Origin of the sequence: Moraxella catarrhalis, assembly GCF_001656295.1 — a bacterium.
Taxonomy (GTDB): Bacteria; Pseudomonadota; Gammaproteobacteria; order Pseudomonadales; family Moraxellaceae; genus Moraxella; species Moraxella veridica.
Genome location: NZ_LXHE01000024.1, coordinates 23,821 through 40,150 on the forward strand (window position 1 = coordinate 23,821; position 16,330 = coordinate 40,150).

Genomic DNA, 16,330 nt, shown 5'->3' on the forward strand with positions numbered 1-16,330 from the left:
TATAAAAACCCCCAAGCGTATTTGCTTGGGGTGATGGCACAGGCAGAATCAATCACGCTTGCCATCGGCGAAATAGTAATGAACCATTCGTGCCACCAAAGCCAAAGCTGTTTGACAAGGCAAATTCTACCCCATCAACACGGCGAGCGGTATGAGCAATATAATCTAGCCGACATGCTTCGTCTTGATTGTCTAAATTGATGGTGGGTGGTAGAAGCTGATTTTGGAGTGCAAGTATGGTAAAAATTGCTTCAATTGCACCTGCCGCCCCAAGCAAATGCCCTGTCATAGATTTGGTTGAGCTGACCAAAATATCTTGACCAAATAATCGTTCGATGGCTTGGCTTTCAGCGACATCACCTTGGGGTGTGCTGGTACCATGAGCGTTGATATAACCCACTTCACAAGTATCAATACCTGCATCTGCCAAGGCTGCCGCCATGGCACGAGCCGCACCTTCCCCGCCAATCGATGGGCTGGTGATGTGATTGGCATCATCACTCATCCCAAATCCGACCAATTCTGCTAAAATGGTCGCACCACGAGCTTTGGCATGTGCTAAGCTTTCAAGCACTAATGCACCTGCACCATCACCCAAAACAAAACCATCACGGTCTTTGTCAAAAGGTCGGCTGGCGCGTGTTGGCTCATCATTTCGTGTTGAGAGTGCATGCATCGCCCCAAAGCCTGATAGCCCAAGTGGCGTTGAGGCTTTTTCGCTGCCACCAACCAATACCGCATCACAGTCGCCATAAGCGATCAGTCTTGCCCCCAAACCAATGGCGTGCGTAGAGGTGGTGCAAGCGGTTGTTGTTGCAAGATTTGCACCCTTAAGATGATGACGCATGGCAATCAGCCCAGCTGGCATATTGATGATGGCACCTGGAATGATGAACGGTGATACTTTTTTTGCACCATAGGATTTTAGGGTATCACGACTTGTTTCAATAGTTTGAATACCACCAATGCCTGAACCCATGACCACACCAAAACGCTCGCCATCGACATTGATGGGCAGGCTATCACCTTTGATATCATCAATCAGCCCTGCATGATATAATGCCATCGCCGATGCGACTTGGGCATAATGTACAAATGTATCAAAACGGCGGGCTTCTTTAGGATTTAAATAATCTTTGGCATCAAAATTCTTAACCAATCCAGCGATCTGGGCACGAAATCCATCAATTGCGACCGATTTATCCTCAAATCCATCAAGTCGTGTGATACCACTTACACCTTGGGTGAGGTTTTGCCAAATTGTATCTAAACTATTTCCAATGGGCGTTAAAGCTCCCATGCCTGTAATGACAATGCGTGCTGCATCGCTTTTTTCATGATAAGCAGGTTTGGCAGACTTGTTTTTTGCTGACTGTGTCATGATGTATCCAAATTTTAATTAAGTTTGCTTAGTTTTATCTTAACATGATTTATCATGAATTTACAGTTTACAGTTGTATTTTTATTAAGATTAAGACATCTCAAGCAATTTCAATTTAAACAGTAAACATCAATGATGATTTGATATAAAAAGTGCTCAAATAAAAATCACCCTCTGGGGTGATGCTTGGCATGGAGATTTTGTAGCCTTGTGGTCGCCACATGCGTATAAATCTGCGTGGTGGATAAATCACTATGCCCAAGCAATAATTGTACACTGCGTAAATCAGCACCATGATTAACCAAATGTGTTGCAAAGGCATGACGCAATGTATGGGGCGAAATGGCGGTATTAATACCAGCCATTAAGGCATATTTTTTAATCAAATGCCAAAAATTATGCCGTGTCATGTAACCGCCTTGTTCGGTCAAAAATACCGCTTGACAGTCTTTTTTACCAATCAGCAAACTGCCCCGCACAGCCAAATACTCATTGAGTGCAGACAGTGCATATTCTCCCAAAGGAATCAGACGCATTTTATTGCCCTTACCTGTAACCGACAGCCAACCTGCGTTCAGATTAAGCTGCTCAAGCGACAAGCTCGTCAGCTCACTGACACGCAAGCCACACGCATACAAAACCTCAAGCATGGCTTTATCTCTAAGACCTCGCACGCTTGAGATGTCTGGTGCATCTAGCAGTGAGCTAACTTCTTGCTCAGAGAGCGTTTTGGGTAACGCTTTGCCAAGCTTGGGCGTTTTGATGGATTCACAAGGGTTATCCTCTCGATAGCCTGACTCAATTTGCCATAGAAAAAACTGGCACAGGCTTGCCAACGCGCGTGCGATGGACCGCTCGGATTTATTGGCATCTTTTAGACACATCAAGTGATTACGCACATCTGATGACTGCCATAGATTCACTGGCGTGTCTGATAAACGAATACACAAGCGTACATCTTGGCTATACGCGTTTCTGGTGGCTGTCGACAACCCACGCGCCAGCATTGCTGCACGAAATTCGCTCAGATACTCTGGGTCATCGTCATAGATCACCGCACTATCGGCTCGAGGTATGGTAGATTTTGCCATAGCTTAAACCCGCTGTCTTTATGTGTGCTTTTTTTGAACCAAGTAGCGATAACTGCCATCATCAAGTGTTTCTTGATTGACCAGCGTATGCCCCAAATGACGACAAAAGTTGGGAATATCACGCATCGTGGCAGGATCGGTTGCCAAAATCTCAATATGCTCACCGCCAAGCGCTTGGCGAATGGTCTTATGAAGTAGCATGACAGGTTCGGGGCAAATCAGCCCTTTGGTATCTAATGTGTGGTTAATCGTGGTCATGGTTGTCTTGTTACTCTGGTTTTTGGATAAAATTTAACTGATTGACCTAAAGCTACAGTTAGCAAAGCTATGATCTGCATGGTCAGTCTTTGGATTGAGACAGTTTAAATGAGCTATTTAAGGTGCTTTTGAAGATTTTTCTTCCAAAAAACTGGCGAATTTTTTGAGATTAACCCGAAACAAAAACGGCATCCCAAACCAAGCAATCATCGCCAAAAATAGTGCCATAAAAAATACTGTATCCATGCCAATGCTAAAACCCCACACGACCGTAAATCCAAGCAGTGCCATCCCTGTTGCCAAAATGACCGCTAAAATTGAGCCATCCATCACCCGATAACGCACCAATAAAAAGCCGTGATACAGGCTGATGGGCATCGTCATGGCGATGAGTGCGTACGGCAAATAATGAAAGGCATAATAAATCCATATGCTATCTTTGAACATGGGTAGGCTTGCCAAAGTTCCAAAAATACAAAAGCATACAATCGCCCCAAAGCCAAAACGGACACTTAAGGTTGCTTGGCGTATGGCTTGGTCAAATTGATGAGCAATCAAAGTATGGTGCTGCATAGCTTTTCCTGATAAAATCAGTCTTTGTGAGAGTCTTTGCGCTCACTGACATAGATGGCATGGTTAGGCGCATGATAATAGCTGTCAAGCAAAAGGCATGCGGCAATATCGTCGATCGGTTCAGATGATGACGCAATCCAGCCGTTCTCAAGTGCAATCATCTTGGCTTCTTTTGAGCTAAGCCGCTCATCATAAATAAATACCGAAACCGCCTGACGACGCTCGCCCAGCCGATGTGCCAACCGCCGTGCAAATTTATGAGCACGCTTGGTGAGCATCGACTCGCTGCCATCCATGTTCAGCGGCAGTCCCACCAGCACCCTATCAATGCCCCAATGCTCAATGATGCCAAGCAGATTATCCCAATCAGGCTGCCCATTATTCATCGCCAAAATATCAAAGGGGCGTGCGTTATGGGTGATGCTATTGCCCAATGCCATGCCCATTTTTTTGACTCCATAATCTAAAGCAAGTGTCAAGGTTTCGCTTGTCATTAGGCATATCCAGTTGTTGTAATGAACTTATTCAGATTAATCCCAATCTTATCATAACAAGCCTGAAGCCTGTCTTCAAATGGCGTTGAAAATAAAGTTGGCAAGTCCGCTGGGCAAGCATACCAATCACCAAACACCATCTCAGCATCCAGCTGACCTTTGCCCCAATTACAATAGCCCATGCATAATAAATAGTGCTTCAAGCCGTCATAAGACAGCTGCTCTAAGATGTCCTTACTGGTCGTCAAGCAGACATTTTCAGAGATGGCAAAAGAGGATTTATAAACTGGCTGCCCTGTGTGCAAAATAAACCCTGCCTCAGGACGCACAGGTCCGCCATTCATGGCAGGTACCTGCATGGCGCTTGCGGTGACTGGCACCTCAAGCTCGGTCAAAAGACCGCCCACGCTATTTGGCAGGGGCTGATTAATGATAAATCCCCACGCGCCTTCTTTGGTGTGGCGACAGATATAAATGACAGCATCCATAAATCTTTCATCGGTCATCTGCGGACTTGGGATCAAAAAATGATGGATCAGTTTTTGGGGATTTGTCATGTATCCTTGCCTCTTTGAGCCATCTCATCGACAGAGACATTGGCGGTCAGCTCATCGGCATGGCGAATGTCTGCCAAGAGGCTTTTGACATGAGCGCGCGTCGCCTCGGTGATGTTCACGCCGCCTGACATTCGCGCCAACTCATCAATTTGTGCCTCATCGGTGATGACTTGCATCTGGCTTTTAGTGTGTTCGCCGTGCTCTTTGTGCACCAAGATATGACGATGTGCAGCAGCAGCGACTTGGGCTTGGTGGGTGATGGCAAGTAACTGCTGGTGCTTACCCAGCGTGCGCAAAAGCTCACCAACCACTTGGGCTGTCCCACCGCTGATACCCACATCCACCTCATCAAACACAAGCGTTGGGTGCGCGCCTGCGCCGTCGCCTGCCGCCATCACCTGCATGACCAGCGCCATACGCGACAACTCACCGCCTGATGCCACTTTATGTAAGGGCTGAAGAGGCATGCCCACATTGGCGCTAAATAGTAGCGCAATGTCGTATTTACCTTGGGCGGTGTAGTGTTCAGCAGATTTTTCATTAAAGGCAAACTCGCAGCGCGCATTTGGCAGCGCCAAAGGCAAAAGCCGTGCCTCAAGGCGCTCACAGACATCAGGGGCGATTTGGATGCGTGCCTGATCAAGCTTATCTGCTGCCGCAAGATAAGCTTGATAAGCCTCTAATACCTTGGCATCCATGGTGTCATTATCAGGCAGGCTGCTTAGCATATCCAGCTCATCTTGCCAATCCGCCGCGTCGGCGATCAGCTCGGTGATGGGCGTGTGGTATTTGCTTGATAAACGATGCGCAAGGCTCAATAAGCCATTTAGCTCATCAAGGCGCGCCTCATCGGGCAGCTCGCGCTCTGCATAATCAGTGAGCTTAGCGGCGGCATCTATGATCTGCTCTTGGGCGAGCGCAAGCAGCTGACTGCACTCTCCAAATGTTTTGCTGGCTTGGGCATTATTATCACAAATCCGCATCGCCCGCCCAAGCAGGCTTAGCACCGATGGGACATCGTCATCATTATCAAGCTGCACTGCCGCCTCTAGGGCTTCACGCATGAGAGTTTCAAGATTGGACAGCTCGTCGTATTCTGCCTCAATCTCCTCAAAATTCACCAAAAGTAGCGGCTCAATGTCGGCAAGCTTGGCTGATAACAGTGCCATCCGATCCGCTCGCTGGGCTGACTGGCTGCGTGCGTCATCGGCTTGTTTTTTCAGGGTTTGGTAGTGATGAAAAGCGGTCTTGGTTGCTGATTTTAGATCACCAAGCTCGCCAATGCGATCAAGCCAATCTACGACAAATTGAGGCTTGAGCAGCTCAAGTCCTGCGTGCTGCGAGTGAATATTAACTAAGATTGCACCGAGGTTTTTGAGCTCACTGATGCTGGCAGGCGCGCCATTGATCCAAGACTTTGAACGTCCTTGTGCGCTGATTTTTCGGCGAATTAGCAGGACATCATCATCAAGACTTCTGTCATGCTCCTCAAACCACGCCGCCACGAGTTCGTTATTGGTGACATCAAACTCCCCAAACACGCTGGCTTCTTCGCAGCCGTGGCGCACCATACCGCTATCGGCACGCTCGCCTGCGCATAGCGACAAGGCATCCAAGATCAGCGATTTGCCCGCGCCTGTCTCACCTGTGATGACATTAAACCGCGCATCAAAGCTGATTTCTTTTTGCTCAATGAGTGCCAAATTTTCTAAAGTCAAAGAAGTGAGCATAAATCATCCAGTTAGCAAATCTTAATTGTCTTATGTTAGCCGCCAAAGCCGTCACACTGCCATAACGCACATTGAACATCAGTACGCTGTTAATTGGTTTTCTCACGCGCTTTGAGTACTTTTTTGACTTTATCGCGAGCACGGCTTTGTTTGAGTGTAGATAAATAATCCACAAACAATTTACCGTTCAAGTGATCCATCTCATGCTGAATACACACCGCCAACAGCCCTTCCGCCTCCATCTCAAACGGCTGACCATCCTTATCGAGTGCCTCAATGCGTACACGGCGAGGTCGCTCGACGGTGTCATAGACCTCAGGTACCGACAGACAGCCTTCTTGATAAGGTAAAAACTCCTCTACCAATGGCGTCACTTTAGGGTTGATAAATACCTGAGGTGCTGGCGCTTCGTCTTCTTTGGCTAAGTCCATCACAATCAGCTGCAGATGGCGATCAACCTGCGTCGCCGCAAGCCCAATGCCATGTGCGTCATACATCGTCTCAAACATATCCTCAATCAAGGTCTTAAGCGAGTCATCAAAGACCGTCACAGGCGCTGCAATGGTGCGTAGGCGGGGATCAGGATATGTCAAAATTGGTAATCGTGCCATAATTTTTCTTATCTCAGTGGTAAATATAATATTATGTTAATCAAACTATTATACTTGAAAATGGGGGCAAAAAGATAATCTACCACCCAATCCCTCAAAGTTTTTGCAAAAATTTATCTTAAAATTCGGTAAAAGTCGCTTTTTTGAGCCAATACTATTGGCAAGCATGGGCTTTTGTGCAAGAATAGAGCGTTGATTTGTTTGCATCTTTTCATTTTCAAGGGATTATTATGACTCGCAGCGCCAGCATCACCAGAAATACCGCCGAAACCCAAATCAGTGTCAGCATCAATCTAGATGGCAGTGGTCAAGGCGTGCTTGATACAGGTGTGCCGTTTCTTGACCATATGCTTGACCAGATCAAGCGTCACGGACTCATTGATCTGGATGTCAAATGTGTGGGCGATACCCACATCGATGATCATCATAGTGTTGAAGATGTTGGTATTGCAATCGGTCAAGCACTCAAACAAGCCTTAGGCGACAAAAAAGGCATTCGCCGTTATGGGCATTTTTATGCACCGCTTGACGAAAGCTTATCTCGCGTGGTGGTAGACATCTCTGGTCGTCCTGGTCTACATATGGATGTGCCATTCACACGCTCGCACATAGGCTCAATGGATGTTGATTTGTTCTCTGAGTTTTTTTATGGACTGGTCAATCATGCCTTCATCACCTTACACATTGATAATCTCAAAGGCAAAAACAGCCATCACCAAATTGAAAGTGTCTTTAAAGCCTTGGCGCGTGCGCTTCGGATGGCGGTTGAGTATGATGACCGCGCCAAAGATCAGCTACCTTCGACCAAAGACATGCTCTAAGGGGTTGTTATGACGAAAGTTGCGTTACTTGATTATGGCGTTGGTAATCTATATTCAGTCGCTAATGCGCTCAAAGTGGCAGGTGCTGATGTCATCACCACCGATCGAGCTGATGATATCCAAAAAGCAGATAAAATTCTACTGCCAGGCGTAGGTGCGATGCGTGATGCGATGGCACACATGGCTGAACACGGCATTGATACCGCCGTTAAAGAAGCTTTGAACACCAAACCTGTCATGGCGATTTGTGTGGGCATGCAAGCGATGTTTGATGTCTCAGAAGAAGGTAATGTGCCTTGTTTGGGCATCATTCCTGGCACGGTGCGCAGATTTGATGATGCGTGGATGCAAAATGATGAACCAATCAAAATACCGCATGTTGGCTGGAATCGTGTTGATACAGATACCGATCATATGCTATGGCAAGGCTGCAATCATGAGTATTTTTATTTCACGCACAGCTACTATTGTGACCCTGCGTCAAATAATCAGCTGATTTTGGCGCATACCACTTATGGTCAGAAATTTTGCTCAAGCGTCATTCAAGATAATTTATTCATCACTCAATTTCATCCCGAAAAAAGCCACCGAGCCGGTCTAAAGCTGCTATCAAACTTTATTAACTGGCAGCCTTAATGATTTGGATGTTTAAGAGATGCTAAATATACGCACTTTTGGGATTTTGGGAGTGGTGTGCGCCGCTACTTTTTTGATGGCTTGTCAAAGCACCAAGCATCTAAGCGGTCAAAGCCCATCACCATGCGCCAAGGATGGCTATCGTCAGTCACTTTTAACACATCACTGCGTGCAGCCATCGATAGAGACGCATATTGCCTTTATGAATGCCGATGGCGAGATGGTTTATGTGCTACTTTCAGATGATCGTCAATTTGCCGAAGTCTTTATCGGCAACTCACCCCAAAGCATCGTACTAGAAGCGGTCAAAGGCGGCTACCTGTCTGCTGATGGCAAGACCAGGCTCATTAACACCGGGCAAGCTTGGCGGCTGCTTCGCCCTTGATCGCCGAAGAGTTTTAGGTATGTATGGGCTTATACTGAGATATCCGCCAAGTCTCCTTTGGTCTCTAGCCAATGCTTTCGGTCTGCCGAGCGTTTTTTGGCAAGCAGCATATCCATGATGCTGTTTGTGCTCGCCGCATCATCCAAATCCAAGCGAACCAATTTACGCGTATCAGGATTCATGGTCGTCTCGCGCAGCTGACTGGGATTCATCTCGCCCAGCCCTTTGAAGCGTGTAATTTGCGGTTTTTTATTGCCAAGCCTTGTAAGCACTTGTTCAAGCTCTTCATTATCCAGCGCATAATACACTTCTTTGCCTGCATCAATGCGATACAAAGGCGGCACCGCCACATACAGATGACCTGCCTCGATCAGCGCAGGGAAATGCTTCACAAACAGCGCACAAATCAGCGTCGCGATGTGCAGACCATCCGAATCGGCATCCGCCAAGATACAGATTTTATCATAGCGAAGCTCGGATAGATCATCTGATGCAGGATCTACGCCGATCGCGATAGCGATGTCGTGAATTTCTTGGCTGGACAATACAGTGTCCGATGACACCTCCCAAGCATTTAAAATTTTACCGCGCAAAGGTAAAATCGCCTGAAATGAATTGTCACGCGCTTGCTTTGCTGAGCCGCCTGCCGACTGACCCTCCACCAAAAATAGCTCTGAGCCTTCTTTTAGCCCCCCGCGGCAATCCCACAGCTTACCTGGCAGTGCAGGTCCTTGCGTGACTTTTTTACGCGCGACTTTTTGCGCGGTTGCTAGGCGTTTGGTAGCTTTGGAAATGGCAAGCTCAGCAATGGCTTTGGCATGATCTGGATGCTGATTTAGCCAAAGACTAAACGCATCTTTAGCCAAGGTCTGAACCAGTGGCGCAGCTTCGCGGCTTGATAGGCGCTCTTTGGTCTGTCCGCTAAACTGCGGCTCAACAAATTTTAGCGACAAAATGTAGTTGACGCCATCCCACACATCCTCACCAGACAGCTTCACTTGACGCGGCAACAAATTGTGAATGTCACAAAATTCACGCAGCGCCTCAAGCACGCCCGTGCGCAAGCCATTGACATGCGTGCCACCTTGAGCAGTCGGAATAAGATTGACATAGCTTTCGGTAATTGGTGTACCGCCCTCTGCAAGCCACGATAACGCAAAAGTCGCCCCACCACGCTCACCCAAAGTAGGCTCTTGGCTAAAATAAAATGGCTCTTTGGGTAATGTGGCAGACCCATCCAGCTGCTCGGTCAGGTATTGCACTACACCATCGGTGAACTGCCAACTTTCACTGTCATTTGGCTCAATCTCACTGATAAAATCAATGTGCAACCCTGCGGCAAGCACTGCTTTGGCTTTTAAGTTATGCTTAAGGGTTTTAATTGAAAATTTTGGCGTATCGAAATACTGCTCATCCACCCAAAATTGCACTTTGGTACCACGCTTTTTTTTATTAGCTGATTTATCAGCAATCAAAGCGGTAACAGGCTCACCGTGTTCAAATGCCATCGTATGTATCAGCCCATCACGCCACACCGTCACCTCAACGCGTGTGGACAGTGCATTCACCACACTGATACCCACGCCATGCAGACCACCAGAGACTTGATAGTTTTCGGTGCTAAATTTGCCGCCAGCGTGTAGGCGTGTCAAAATCAGCTCAACACCTGATTGATTAAATTCAGGGTGAATATCGGTCGGCATCCCACGCCCATCATCCTCAACAGACAGCGAACCATCCTTATGCAGGGTGACGATGATATGACGAGCAAATCCTGCCAATGCCTCATCGACCGAGTTATCGATGACCTCTTGGGCAAGATGATTGGGACGCATAGTATCAGTATACATGCCTGGGCGGCGGCGAACTGGTTCTAAGCCTTCTAAAACTTCTAATTTTTGTGAATTATATGTACTCATAAATATTATGGATAAAAATATAAGCCATTGTACACCAAAGCTAAGATTTTGGGAAATGGTGTTAAATTTTGTTCACTGTGATGATTTATATCAAAGATGCTGTATTTTAGAAGTCAAGTCTTATGCTTTATCTTGTTCCACTAAGTTTAAATACATAAATTTTATAAATATCAGTTTGACCAATTTGTATCAATCAGTTATCTTTGGTGCAGTTGGATGACCCAGTCAATCACTGTTGCCACCTGCGCTTCATAATCACTAATACGATGATCGCCGCCTGCTTGCGCTAGTACTTGCACGCCTTTTTGATCATAAAAATCATAAGTTGCCTGCGCATCCAAAAGCTCATCCCCCATCTTAAGCAGCACTTTGATCAGATCAGGGTTTTTGGCAACAAGCCGATTCCGCTCAAACCACGCCAAATCGCCATACGTGATCTGCCAACCACCCGTTGTTGTATAAATCACCGTCTCATCAGATAACACATATCCGTGGAAGTTTTGATCCAAGAATCGGCGAAAACTGATATCGGGTCGAATACTAGGATTGAGTAGCACCGCAGGCACACCCTTCACATCAGACAGTAGATTGGCAAAATATCCCCCTAGTGATGAGCCGATTAGGACGGTATTTTGAGCATCCGTGATGAGCGATTGTAAAAGCGTGACCACTTCATCAGGCGCACGATTAAGATTGGGTCGAATCACTTCGATATCTGGATGATTGGCTTGGCAATGGGCTTGCGTGATTTGCGCCTTTATTGCATTACTGTCGCTATCTAGTCCATGTAGATAAATCAACTTCATAATTTTCCTTCAGTGATCTTTGAATTATTGCAAATTGATGAAATACTGTTTATATTACAAAATAACGCAAGTGTTAAGATGCCATTATAGTATCAAATCTTGCCATATTTGCCATGCTCATTTTGGGATAACTTAATTCCACGCCAATCATGTCACAAGCTGAACTGTTTAGTATTGACAATCCCTGTATTGGGGTGTGTCAGATGAATAAAAAGGGATATTGTATCGGCTGCCTGCGTAAACGCAGCGAGCGGCAAAATTGGTATCGTCTTAGCGACAGTGACAAGCACAAAATTTTGGTTTTGCTTGCCAAACGCCATCAAAGGCTGGGTGATCATCGCCTGAAGAAGCGACAAGCTACCGACGATACCGAATCATTGACACAGTTAACTTTGATACAGCTGACACATATGTAAACCTTATTAAAATTTATACCAACAAAAAATCTGCCAACTTTGTGGCAGATTTTAAATTTAACACATCAAATCAAATTAATGATAATCACGTTCACGAGAGATTATAGGGGCTGCTAGGCGGTAATTTGCTGCGGCAGTTTTTGCACCCATGATGCTTGCCACAAAAGTCAGTAGCGTGCTAATCAACCAAAACAGACCAGAGTATAGGGCAGCTTTACGAGCAGTATCTTCTGCACTTTGTAGAGTTTGCTCAATATTCATCTTAGTCTCAGCAATTGCTTGCTCAGTTTTGGCACGATATTCATGATAAGCGGTGGCAGTTTCTTCACGCACCTCTAATGCTTGCTCTTGGGTTAAACCCTCTGCTTGTAGTCTGGCAATAAGTTCATCACCTGTAACAATGGCTTGTACCTCGTCGGCACGCTGCTTGGCGTACTCATCAATATTTTTCCATGTGTCAAGATTGGTAAAATCCATGCCATTAAGGTCAGCTTTGGTTTTGTTAAGCATGTCTTCAAGTACATTCACTGTTGCGCTGATTTGTGCTTCATCAAAAGTTTCGTTATTTTTAGCAACCCAAGCTTCGATGTCTTCACGGCTGATATTACCTGTGGCTTTTTGGTACAGCTCTTGTGCCTTAGCAGTGATATCGCCACCTGTGGCATCAGATGAGCCAGCTGCTGCGGTAGCACCAGCACCAGCTACTGTTGCCACTGTTGATGTAACGGCACTGGCAGCCCCTCCGATAGCACCTGCGGTTGTGCCAACAGCGTTGCCAGCAGTTCTTACAATGCCAGTTACGCTATTAAAAGCAAATACAGAGCTGATGACAACGATGGCTGCTGCGGTTAGCATACCTGTTAAAGCAGCGTCTTTTGGTAAAATGTCAGTACCATCACCAAATAACGCCTCTGGTGCTGATGCTTTGACGGCAAAAAACCCTGCAACAAAAGCACTGATTAAAGCGGTTACTGCGGCATAAATACCCGCAGCAATGCCTGCGCCACGCAAATCTAGTGATAAAAAAGAGCTTAGCACTAAGGCCAAAGCCAGCATTATCATAGATACAACAAGACCCATCAAAAGTCCCGCAAAAATGCCACGCCATGAAGGGCGTCTGGCAACTGTGGTATGAATTCTCATAAATAGCTCTCTATAATCCTAATATAGTAAATAATACGATATGATAGTACAAAATAAAATTTTGAAAAGATATTATAAAAAAAGTTTTTGTAATATGCAACAAGACTTTAGTAACTGTCAAGTAATAATACTCACCCCCCAAACAAAACCCCCCTTTGCTTCTGCAAAGAGGGGTTTAAAATAAGGTGCTGACGATGACCTACTCTCACATGGGCGAACCACACTACCATCGGCGCTAAGACGTTTCACTTCTGAGTTCGGGAAGGGATCAGGTGGTTCCATCTTGCTATTGTCGTCAGCGTAAAAGGATTAACAACGCGGTATGAGTCTGTTTGTTACTAAATCAAGATTAAGGTTCATCTTACATATTACCAATCAACACAGTCAGTGGGTAAAACCACTTGGGTGTTGTATGGTCAAGCCAAACGAGCAATTAGTATTGGTTAGCTACATGTATCACTACACTTCCACACCCAACCTATCAACGTCGTCGTCTACAACGGCTCTTTAGGGAAATCTCATCTTGAGGTGGGCTTCCCGCTTAGATGCTTTCAGCGGTTATCCCATCCGAACGTAGCTACCCGGCAATGCTTCTGGCGAAACAACCGGAACACCAGAGGTTCGTCCACTCTGGTCCTCTCGTACTAGGAGCAGATCCTCTCAAATTTCCAACGCCCACGGTAGATAGGGACCGAACTGTCTCACGACGTTCTAAACCCAGCTCGCGTACCTCTTTAAATGGCGAACAGCCATACCCTTGGGACCTGCTTCAGCCCCAGGATGAGATGAGCCGACATCGAGGTGCCAAACACCGCCGTCGATATGAACTCTTGGGCGGTATCAGCCTGTTATCCCCAGAGTACCTTTTATCCGTTGAGCGATGGCCCTTCCATACAGAACCACCGGATCACTAAGACCTACTTTCGTACCTGCTCGACTTGTGGGTCTCGCAGTTAAGCGCGCTTTTGCCTTTATACTCTTTGAACGATTTCCGACCGTTCTGAGCGCACCTTCGTACTCCTCCGTTACTCTTTAGGAGGAGACCGCCCCAGTCAAACTACCCACCATACATTGTCCTTAGATCTGTTAATCTCAAGTTAGAACCCCAACATAACCAGGGTGGTATTTCAAGGTTGGCTCCACAAATACTGGCGTATCTGCTTCAAAGCCTCCCACCTATCCTACACAAGTTAGGTCAAAGTTCAATGTAAAGCTGTAGTAAAGGTTCACGGGGTCTTTCCGTCTAGCCGCGGGTACACAGCATCTTCACTGCGATTTCGATTTCACTGAGTCTCTGCTGGAGACAGCGCTGCCATCATTATGCCATTCGTGCAGGTCGGAACTTACCCGACAAGGAATTTCGCTACCTTAGGACCGTTATAGTTACGGCCGCCGTTTACTGGGGCTTCGATCAAGAGCTTCGCATACGCTAACCCCATCAATTAACCTTCCAGCACCGGGCAGGCATCACACCCTATACGTCCACTTTCGTGTTTGCAGAGTGCTGTGTTTTTAATAAACAGTTGCAGCAGCCTGGTATCTGCGACTGCCAACAGCTCAAAGAGCAAGTCTTATCACCATCGGCAGCGTACCTTCTCCCGAAGTTACGGTACCATTTTGCCTAGTTCCTTCAGCAGAGTTCTCTCAAGCGCCTTGGTATTCTCTACCTGACCACCTGTGTCGGTTTCGGGTACGATTCATTTATGACTATGCTTAGAAGCTTTTCCTGGAAGCATGGTATTTGCCACTTCGCTGATAAATCAGCTTGCTATCAGATCTCATTAATAACCGAGCGGATTTGCCTACTCAGTCTAACTACATCCTTCCACCTGGACAACCATCGCCAGGCTGGCATAACCTTCTCCGTCCCTCCATCGCATCATAAACAAGTATCGGAATATTAACCGATTTCCCATCGACTACGCCTTTCGGCCTCGCCTTAGGGGTCGACTCACCCAGCCCCGATTAACGTTGGACTGGAACCCTTGGTCTTCCGGCGAACGGGCTTTTCACCCGTTTTGTCGTTACTCACGTCAGCATTCGCTCTTGTGATACCTCCAGCACACCTTACAGTGCACCTTCACAGGCTTACACAACGCTCCCCTACCACTTAATTGAAACAATTAAATCCGCAGCTTCGGCTCCTAGTTTGAGCCCCGTTACATCTTCCGCGCAGGCCGACTCGACTAGTGAGCTATTACGCTTTCTTTAAAGGGTGGCTGCTTCTAAGCCAACCTCCTAGCTGTCTGTGCCTTCCCACATCGTTTCCCACTTAACTAGGAATTTGGGGCCTTAGCTGGCGGTCTGGGTTGTTTCCCTCTTGACGACGGACGTTAGCACCCGCCGTCTGTCTCCCGGATATCACTCATCGGTATTCGGAGTTTGCATCGGTTTGGTAAGTCGGTGTGACCCCCTAGCCGAAACAGTGCTCTACCCCCAATGGTGTTCGTCCGAGGCGCTACCTAAATAGCTTTCGGGGAGAACCAGCTATCACCGAGTTTGATTAGCCTTTCACCCCTATCCACAAGTCATCCCCTGGCTTTTCAACGACAGTGGGTTCGGTCCTCCGGTGCCTGTTACGGCACTTTCAACCTGCTCATGGATAGATCACTCGGTTTCGGGTCTATACCCTGCAACTCATTCGCCCTATTAAGACTCGGTTTCCCTACGGCTCCCCTATTCGGTTAACCTTGCTACAGAATATAAGTCGCTGACCCATTATACAAAAGGTACGCCGTCACGGAACAAGTCCGCTCCGACTGCTTGTATGCACACGGTTTCAGGTTCTATTTCACTCCCCTAACAGGGGTTCTTTTCGCCTTTCCCTCACGGTACTGGTTCACTATCGGTCAGTCAGGAGTATTTAGCCTTGGAGGATGGTCCCCCCATCTTCAGACAGAATTTCTCGTGTTCCGCCCTACTTAATATGTCGCTTAAACAGTTTCGCATACAGGACTATCACCTACTATGGTTGGCTTTCCCACGCCATTTTGCTACTGTAAAATTGATCGGCTCCTCCGTGTTCGCTCGCCGCTACTTACGGAATCTCATTTGATGTCTTTTCCTCGGGGTACTGAGATGTTTCACTTCTCCCGGTTTGCCTTACACAGTAAACTGTGTAATAACCAACTTGTGTTGGTTGGGTTTCCCCATTCAGAAATCGCCGGGTCACAGGATATTGCCACCTCACCGACGCTTATCGCAGGCTATCACGTCTTTCATCGCCTCTGACTGCCAAGGCATCCACCATGTGCACTTCATTACTTGACCATACAACCCCAAGGGGTCTTATGGGTAATGTGTAACGATTCACCTATGTTTACGCTTGATTCAGTTCTCTTTACTTTAGGTGATTGTATTGGGTACAATCACCATGGTTAATTATTACGTTGGATAATAATTAACCCAGACTCATACTATGTTGTTAAATAATGTTATAAACTTCGTCAGTTTATAAAATGAAAGCATAAATAAGAAATCTTATTTAAATTGCTTATGTATGCTTTGAT

Annotated in this window: 15 protein-coding genes and 2 rRNA genes; 4 read left to right on the plus strand and 13 right to left on the minus strand. The window is 46.6% G+C overall.

The features are described from left to right. Window positions 1-52: 52 nt before the first annotated feature. From fabF to def, 8 genes are all read right to left on the minus strand, one after another. Window positions 53-1,381, minus strand: a complete 1,329-nt coding sequence (gene fabF, locus AO382_RS09560; protein ID WP_064620622.1) for a beta-ketoacyl-ACP synthase II — start codon at window positions 1,379-1,381, stop codon at window positions 53-55. 167 nt (window positions 1,382-1,548) lie between these two features. Then, window positions 1,549-2,472 carry a site-specific tyrosine recombinase XerD gene (gene xerD / locus AO382_RS09565; RefSeq protein ID WP_064620625.1) on the minus strand — a complete coding sequence of 308 codons (924 nt, stop codon included), beginning with the start codon at window positions 2,470-2,472 and terminating at the stop codon, window positions 1,549-1,551. Window positions 2,473-2,490: 18 nt separating this feature from the next. Next, window positions 2,491-2,730: a sulfurtransferase TusA gene (tusA, locus tag AO382_RS09570; protein WP_064607776.1), complete on the minus strand. Its 240-nt coding sequence runs from the start codon at window positions 2,728-2,730 to the stop codon at window positions 2,491-2,493. 117 nt (window positions 2,731-2,847) lie between these two features. Further along, window positions 2,848-3,303, minus strand: coding sequence for a hypothetical protein (locus tag AO382_RS09575; RefSeq protein WP_064620628.1), 456 nt, complete (start codon window positions 3,301-3,303; stop codon window positions 2,848-2,850). A gap of 17 nt (window positions 3,304-3,320) precedes the next feature. Continuing rightward, window positions 3,321-3,797: a Holliday junction resolvase RuvX gene (ruvX, locus tag AO382_RS09580; RefSeq protein WP_064607780.1), complete on the minus strand. Its 477-nt coding sequence runs from the start codon at window positions 3,795-3,797 to the stop codon at window positions 3,321-3,323. Beyond that, the gene (locus tag AO382_RS09585; RefSeq protein ID WP_064620631.1) at window positions 3,797-4,354 is read right to left on the minus strand and encodes a YqgE/AlgH family protein; all 558 of its coding nucleotides are present in this window, start codon (window positions 4,352-4,354) and stop codon (window positions 3,797-3,799) included. The genes ruvX and AO382_RS09585 overlap by 1 nt, the downstream gene beginning before the upstream one ends. Then, the gene (recN, locus tag AO382_RS09590; protein WP_064620633.1) at window positions 4,351-6,084 is read right to left on the minus strand and encodes a DNA repair protein RecN; all 1,734 of its coding nucleotides are present in this window, start codon (window positions 6,082-6,084) and stop codon (window positions 4,351-4,353) included. Before recN ends, AO382_RS09585 begins: the two co-directional genes overlap by 4 nt. A gap of 89 nt (window positions 6,085-6,173) precedes the next feature. Next, window positions 6,174-6,695, minus strand: coding sequence for a peptide deformylase (def, locus tag AO382_RS09595; protein WP_064610833.1), 522 nt, complete (start codon window positions 6,693-6,695; stop codon window positions 6,174-6,176). Between the two features lie 230 nt (window positions 6,696-6,925). Between def and hisB the strand changes: the two genes are divergently transcribed. The 3 genes from hisB to AO382_RS09610 are packed head-to-tail and all read left to right on the plus strand — an operon-like array spanning window position 6,926 to window position 8,537. Beyond that, entirely contained in the window at window positions 6,926-7,516 is a 591-nt protein-coding gene (gene hisB, locus AO382_RS09600; protein ID WP_049235602.1) for an imidazoleglycerol-phosphate dehydratase HisB, read from the plus strand. Between the two features lie 9 nt (window positions 7,517-7,525). Beyond that, on the plus strand, window positions 7,526-8,152 hold the full coding sequence (gene hisH, locus AO382_RS09605) for an imidazole glycerol phosphate synthase subunit HisH (RefSeq protein ID WP_064620636.1): 627 nt from the start codon (window positions 7,526-7,528) through the stop codon (window positions 8,150-8,152). Window positions 8,153-8,171: 19 nt separating this feature from the next. Next, a complete protein-coding gene (locus tag AO382_RS09610) occupies window positions 8,172-8,537 on the plus strand; it encodes a hypothetical protein (protein WP_064620639.1) in 366 nt (121 codons plus the stop codon). A gap of 29 nt (window positions 8,538-8,566) precedes the next feature. Here the strand turns inward: AO382_RS09610 and parE are convergent, their stop codons facing one another. Continuing rightward, a complete protein-coding gene (parE, locus tag AO382_RS09615) occupies window positions 8,567-10,456 on the minus strand; it encodes a DNA topoisomerase IV subunit B (protein ID WP_064620642.1) in 1,890 nt (629 codons plus the stop codon). 197 nt (window positions 10,457-10,653) lie between these two features. Continuing rightward, window positions 10,654-11,262, minus strand: coding sequence for a YqiA/YcfP family alpha/beta fold hydrolase (locus AO382_RS09620; RefSeq protein ID WP_064620645.1), 609 nt, complete (start codon window positions 11,260-11,262; stop codon window positions 10,654-10,656). A gap of 149 nt (window positions 11,263-11,411) precedes the next feature. Here AO382_RS09620 and AO382_RS09625 point away from each other — a divergent pair, with 149 nt between their 5' ends. Then, window positions 11,412-11,678 carry a DUF1289 domain-containing protein gene (locus tag AO382_RS09625; RefSeq protein ID WP_064620648.1) on the plus strand — a complete coding sequence of 89 codons (267 nt, stop codon included), beginning with the start codon at window positions 11,412-11,414 and terminating at the stop codon, window positions 11,676-11,678. A 75-nt stretch (window positions 11,679-11,753) separates the two neighbouring features. Here AO382_RS09625 and AO382_RS09630 read toward each other — a convergent pair whose 3' ends face one another. The 3 genes from AO382_RS09630 to AO382_RS09640 form a co-directional block, all read right to left on the minus strand. Beyond that, the gene (locus tag AO382_RS09630; protein ID WP_064620651.1) at window positions 11,754-12,821 is read right to left on the minus strand and encodes a hypothetical protein; all 1,068 of its coding nucleotides are present in this window, start codon (window positions 12,819-12,821) and stop codon (window positions 11,754-11,756) included. Window positions 12,822-13,007: 186 nt separating this feature from the next. Continuing rightward, window positions 13,008-13,121 (minus strand): 5S ribosomal RNA (gene rrf / locus AO382_RS09635). A gap of 112 nt (window positions 13,122-13,233) precedes the next feature. Next, window positions 13,234-16,091 (minus strand): 23S ribosomal RNA (locus tag AO382_RS09640). Window positions 16,092-16,330: the final 239 nt, after the last annotated feature.

Bases quoted from the DNA above. Each gene is read 5' to 3' on its own strand.
- fabF (WP_064620622.1), bottom strand. From the start codon at position 1,381: ATGACACAGTCAGCAAAAAACAAGTCTGCCAAACCTGCTTATCATGAA.
- xerD (WP_064620625.1), bottom strand. From the start codon at position 2,472: ATGGCAAAATCTACCATACCTCGAGCCGATAGTGCGGTGATCTATGAC.
- tusA (WP_064607776.1), bottom strand. From the start codon at position 2,730: ATGACCACGATTAACCACACATTAGATACCAAAGGGCTGATTTGCCCC.
- AO382_RS09575 (WP_064620628.1), bottom strand. From the start codon at position 3,303: ATGCAGCACCATACTTTGATTGCTCATCAATTTGACCAAGCCATACGC.
- ruvX (WP_064607780.1), bottom strand. From the start codon at position 3,797: ATGACAAGCGAAACCTTGACACTTGCTTTAGATTATGGAGTCAAAAAA.
- AO382_RS09585 (WP_064620631.1), bottom strand. From the start codon at position 4,354: ATGACAAATCCCCAAAAACTGATCCATCATTTTTTGATCCCAAGTCCG.
- recN (WP_064620633.1), bottom strand. From the start codon at position 6,084: ATGCTCACTTCTTTGACTTTAGAAAATTTGGCACTCATTGAGCAAAAA.
- def (WP_064610833.1), bottom strand. From the start codon at position 6,695: ATGGCACGATTACCAATTTTGACATATCCTGATCCCCGCCTACGCACC.
- hisB (WP_049235602.1), top strand. From the start codon at position 6,926: ATGACTCGCAGCGCCAGCATCACCAGAAATACCGCCGAAACCCAAATC.
- hisH (WP_064620636.1), top strand. From the start codon at position 7,526: ATGACGAAAGTTGCGTTACTTGATTATGGCGTTGGTAATCTATATTCA.
- AO382_RS09610 (WP_064620639.1), top strand. From the start codon at position 8,172: ATGCTAAATATACGCACTTTTGGGATTTTGGGAGTGGTGTGCGCCGCT.
- parE (WP_064620642.1), bottom strand. From the start codon at position 10,456: ATGAGTACATATAATTCACAAAAATTAGAAGTTTTAGAAGGCTTAGAA.
- AO382_RS09620 (WP_064620645.1), bottom strand. From the start codon at position 11,262: ATGAAGTTGATTTATCTACATGGACTAGATAGCGACAGTAATGCAATA.
- AO382_RS09625 (WP_064620648.1), top strand. From the start codon at position 11,412: ATGTCACAAGCTGAACTGTTTAGTATTGACAATCCCTGTATTGGGGTG.
- AO382_RS09630 (WP_064620651.1), bottom strand. From the start codon at position 12,821: ATGAGAATTCATACCACAGTTGCCAGACGCCCTTCATGGCGTGGCATT.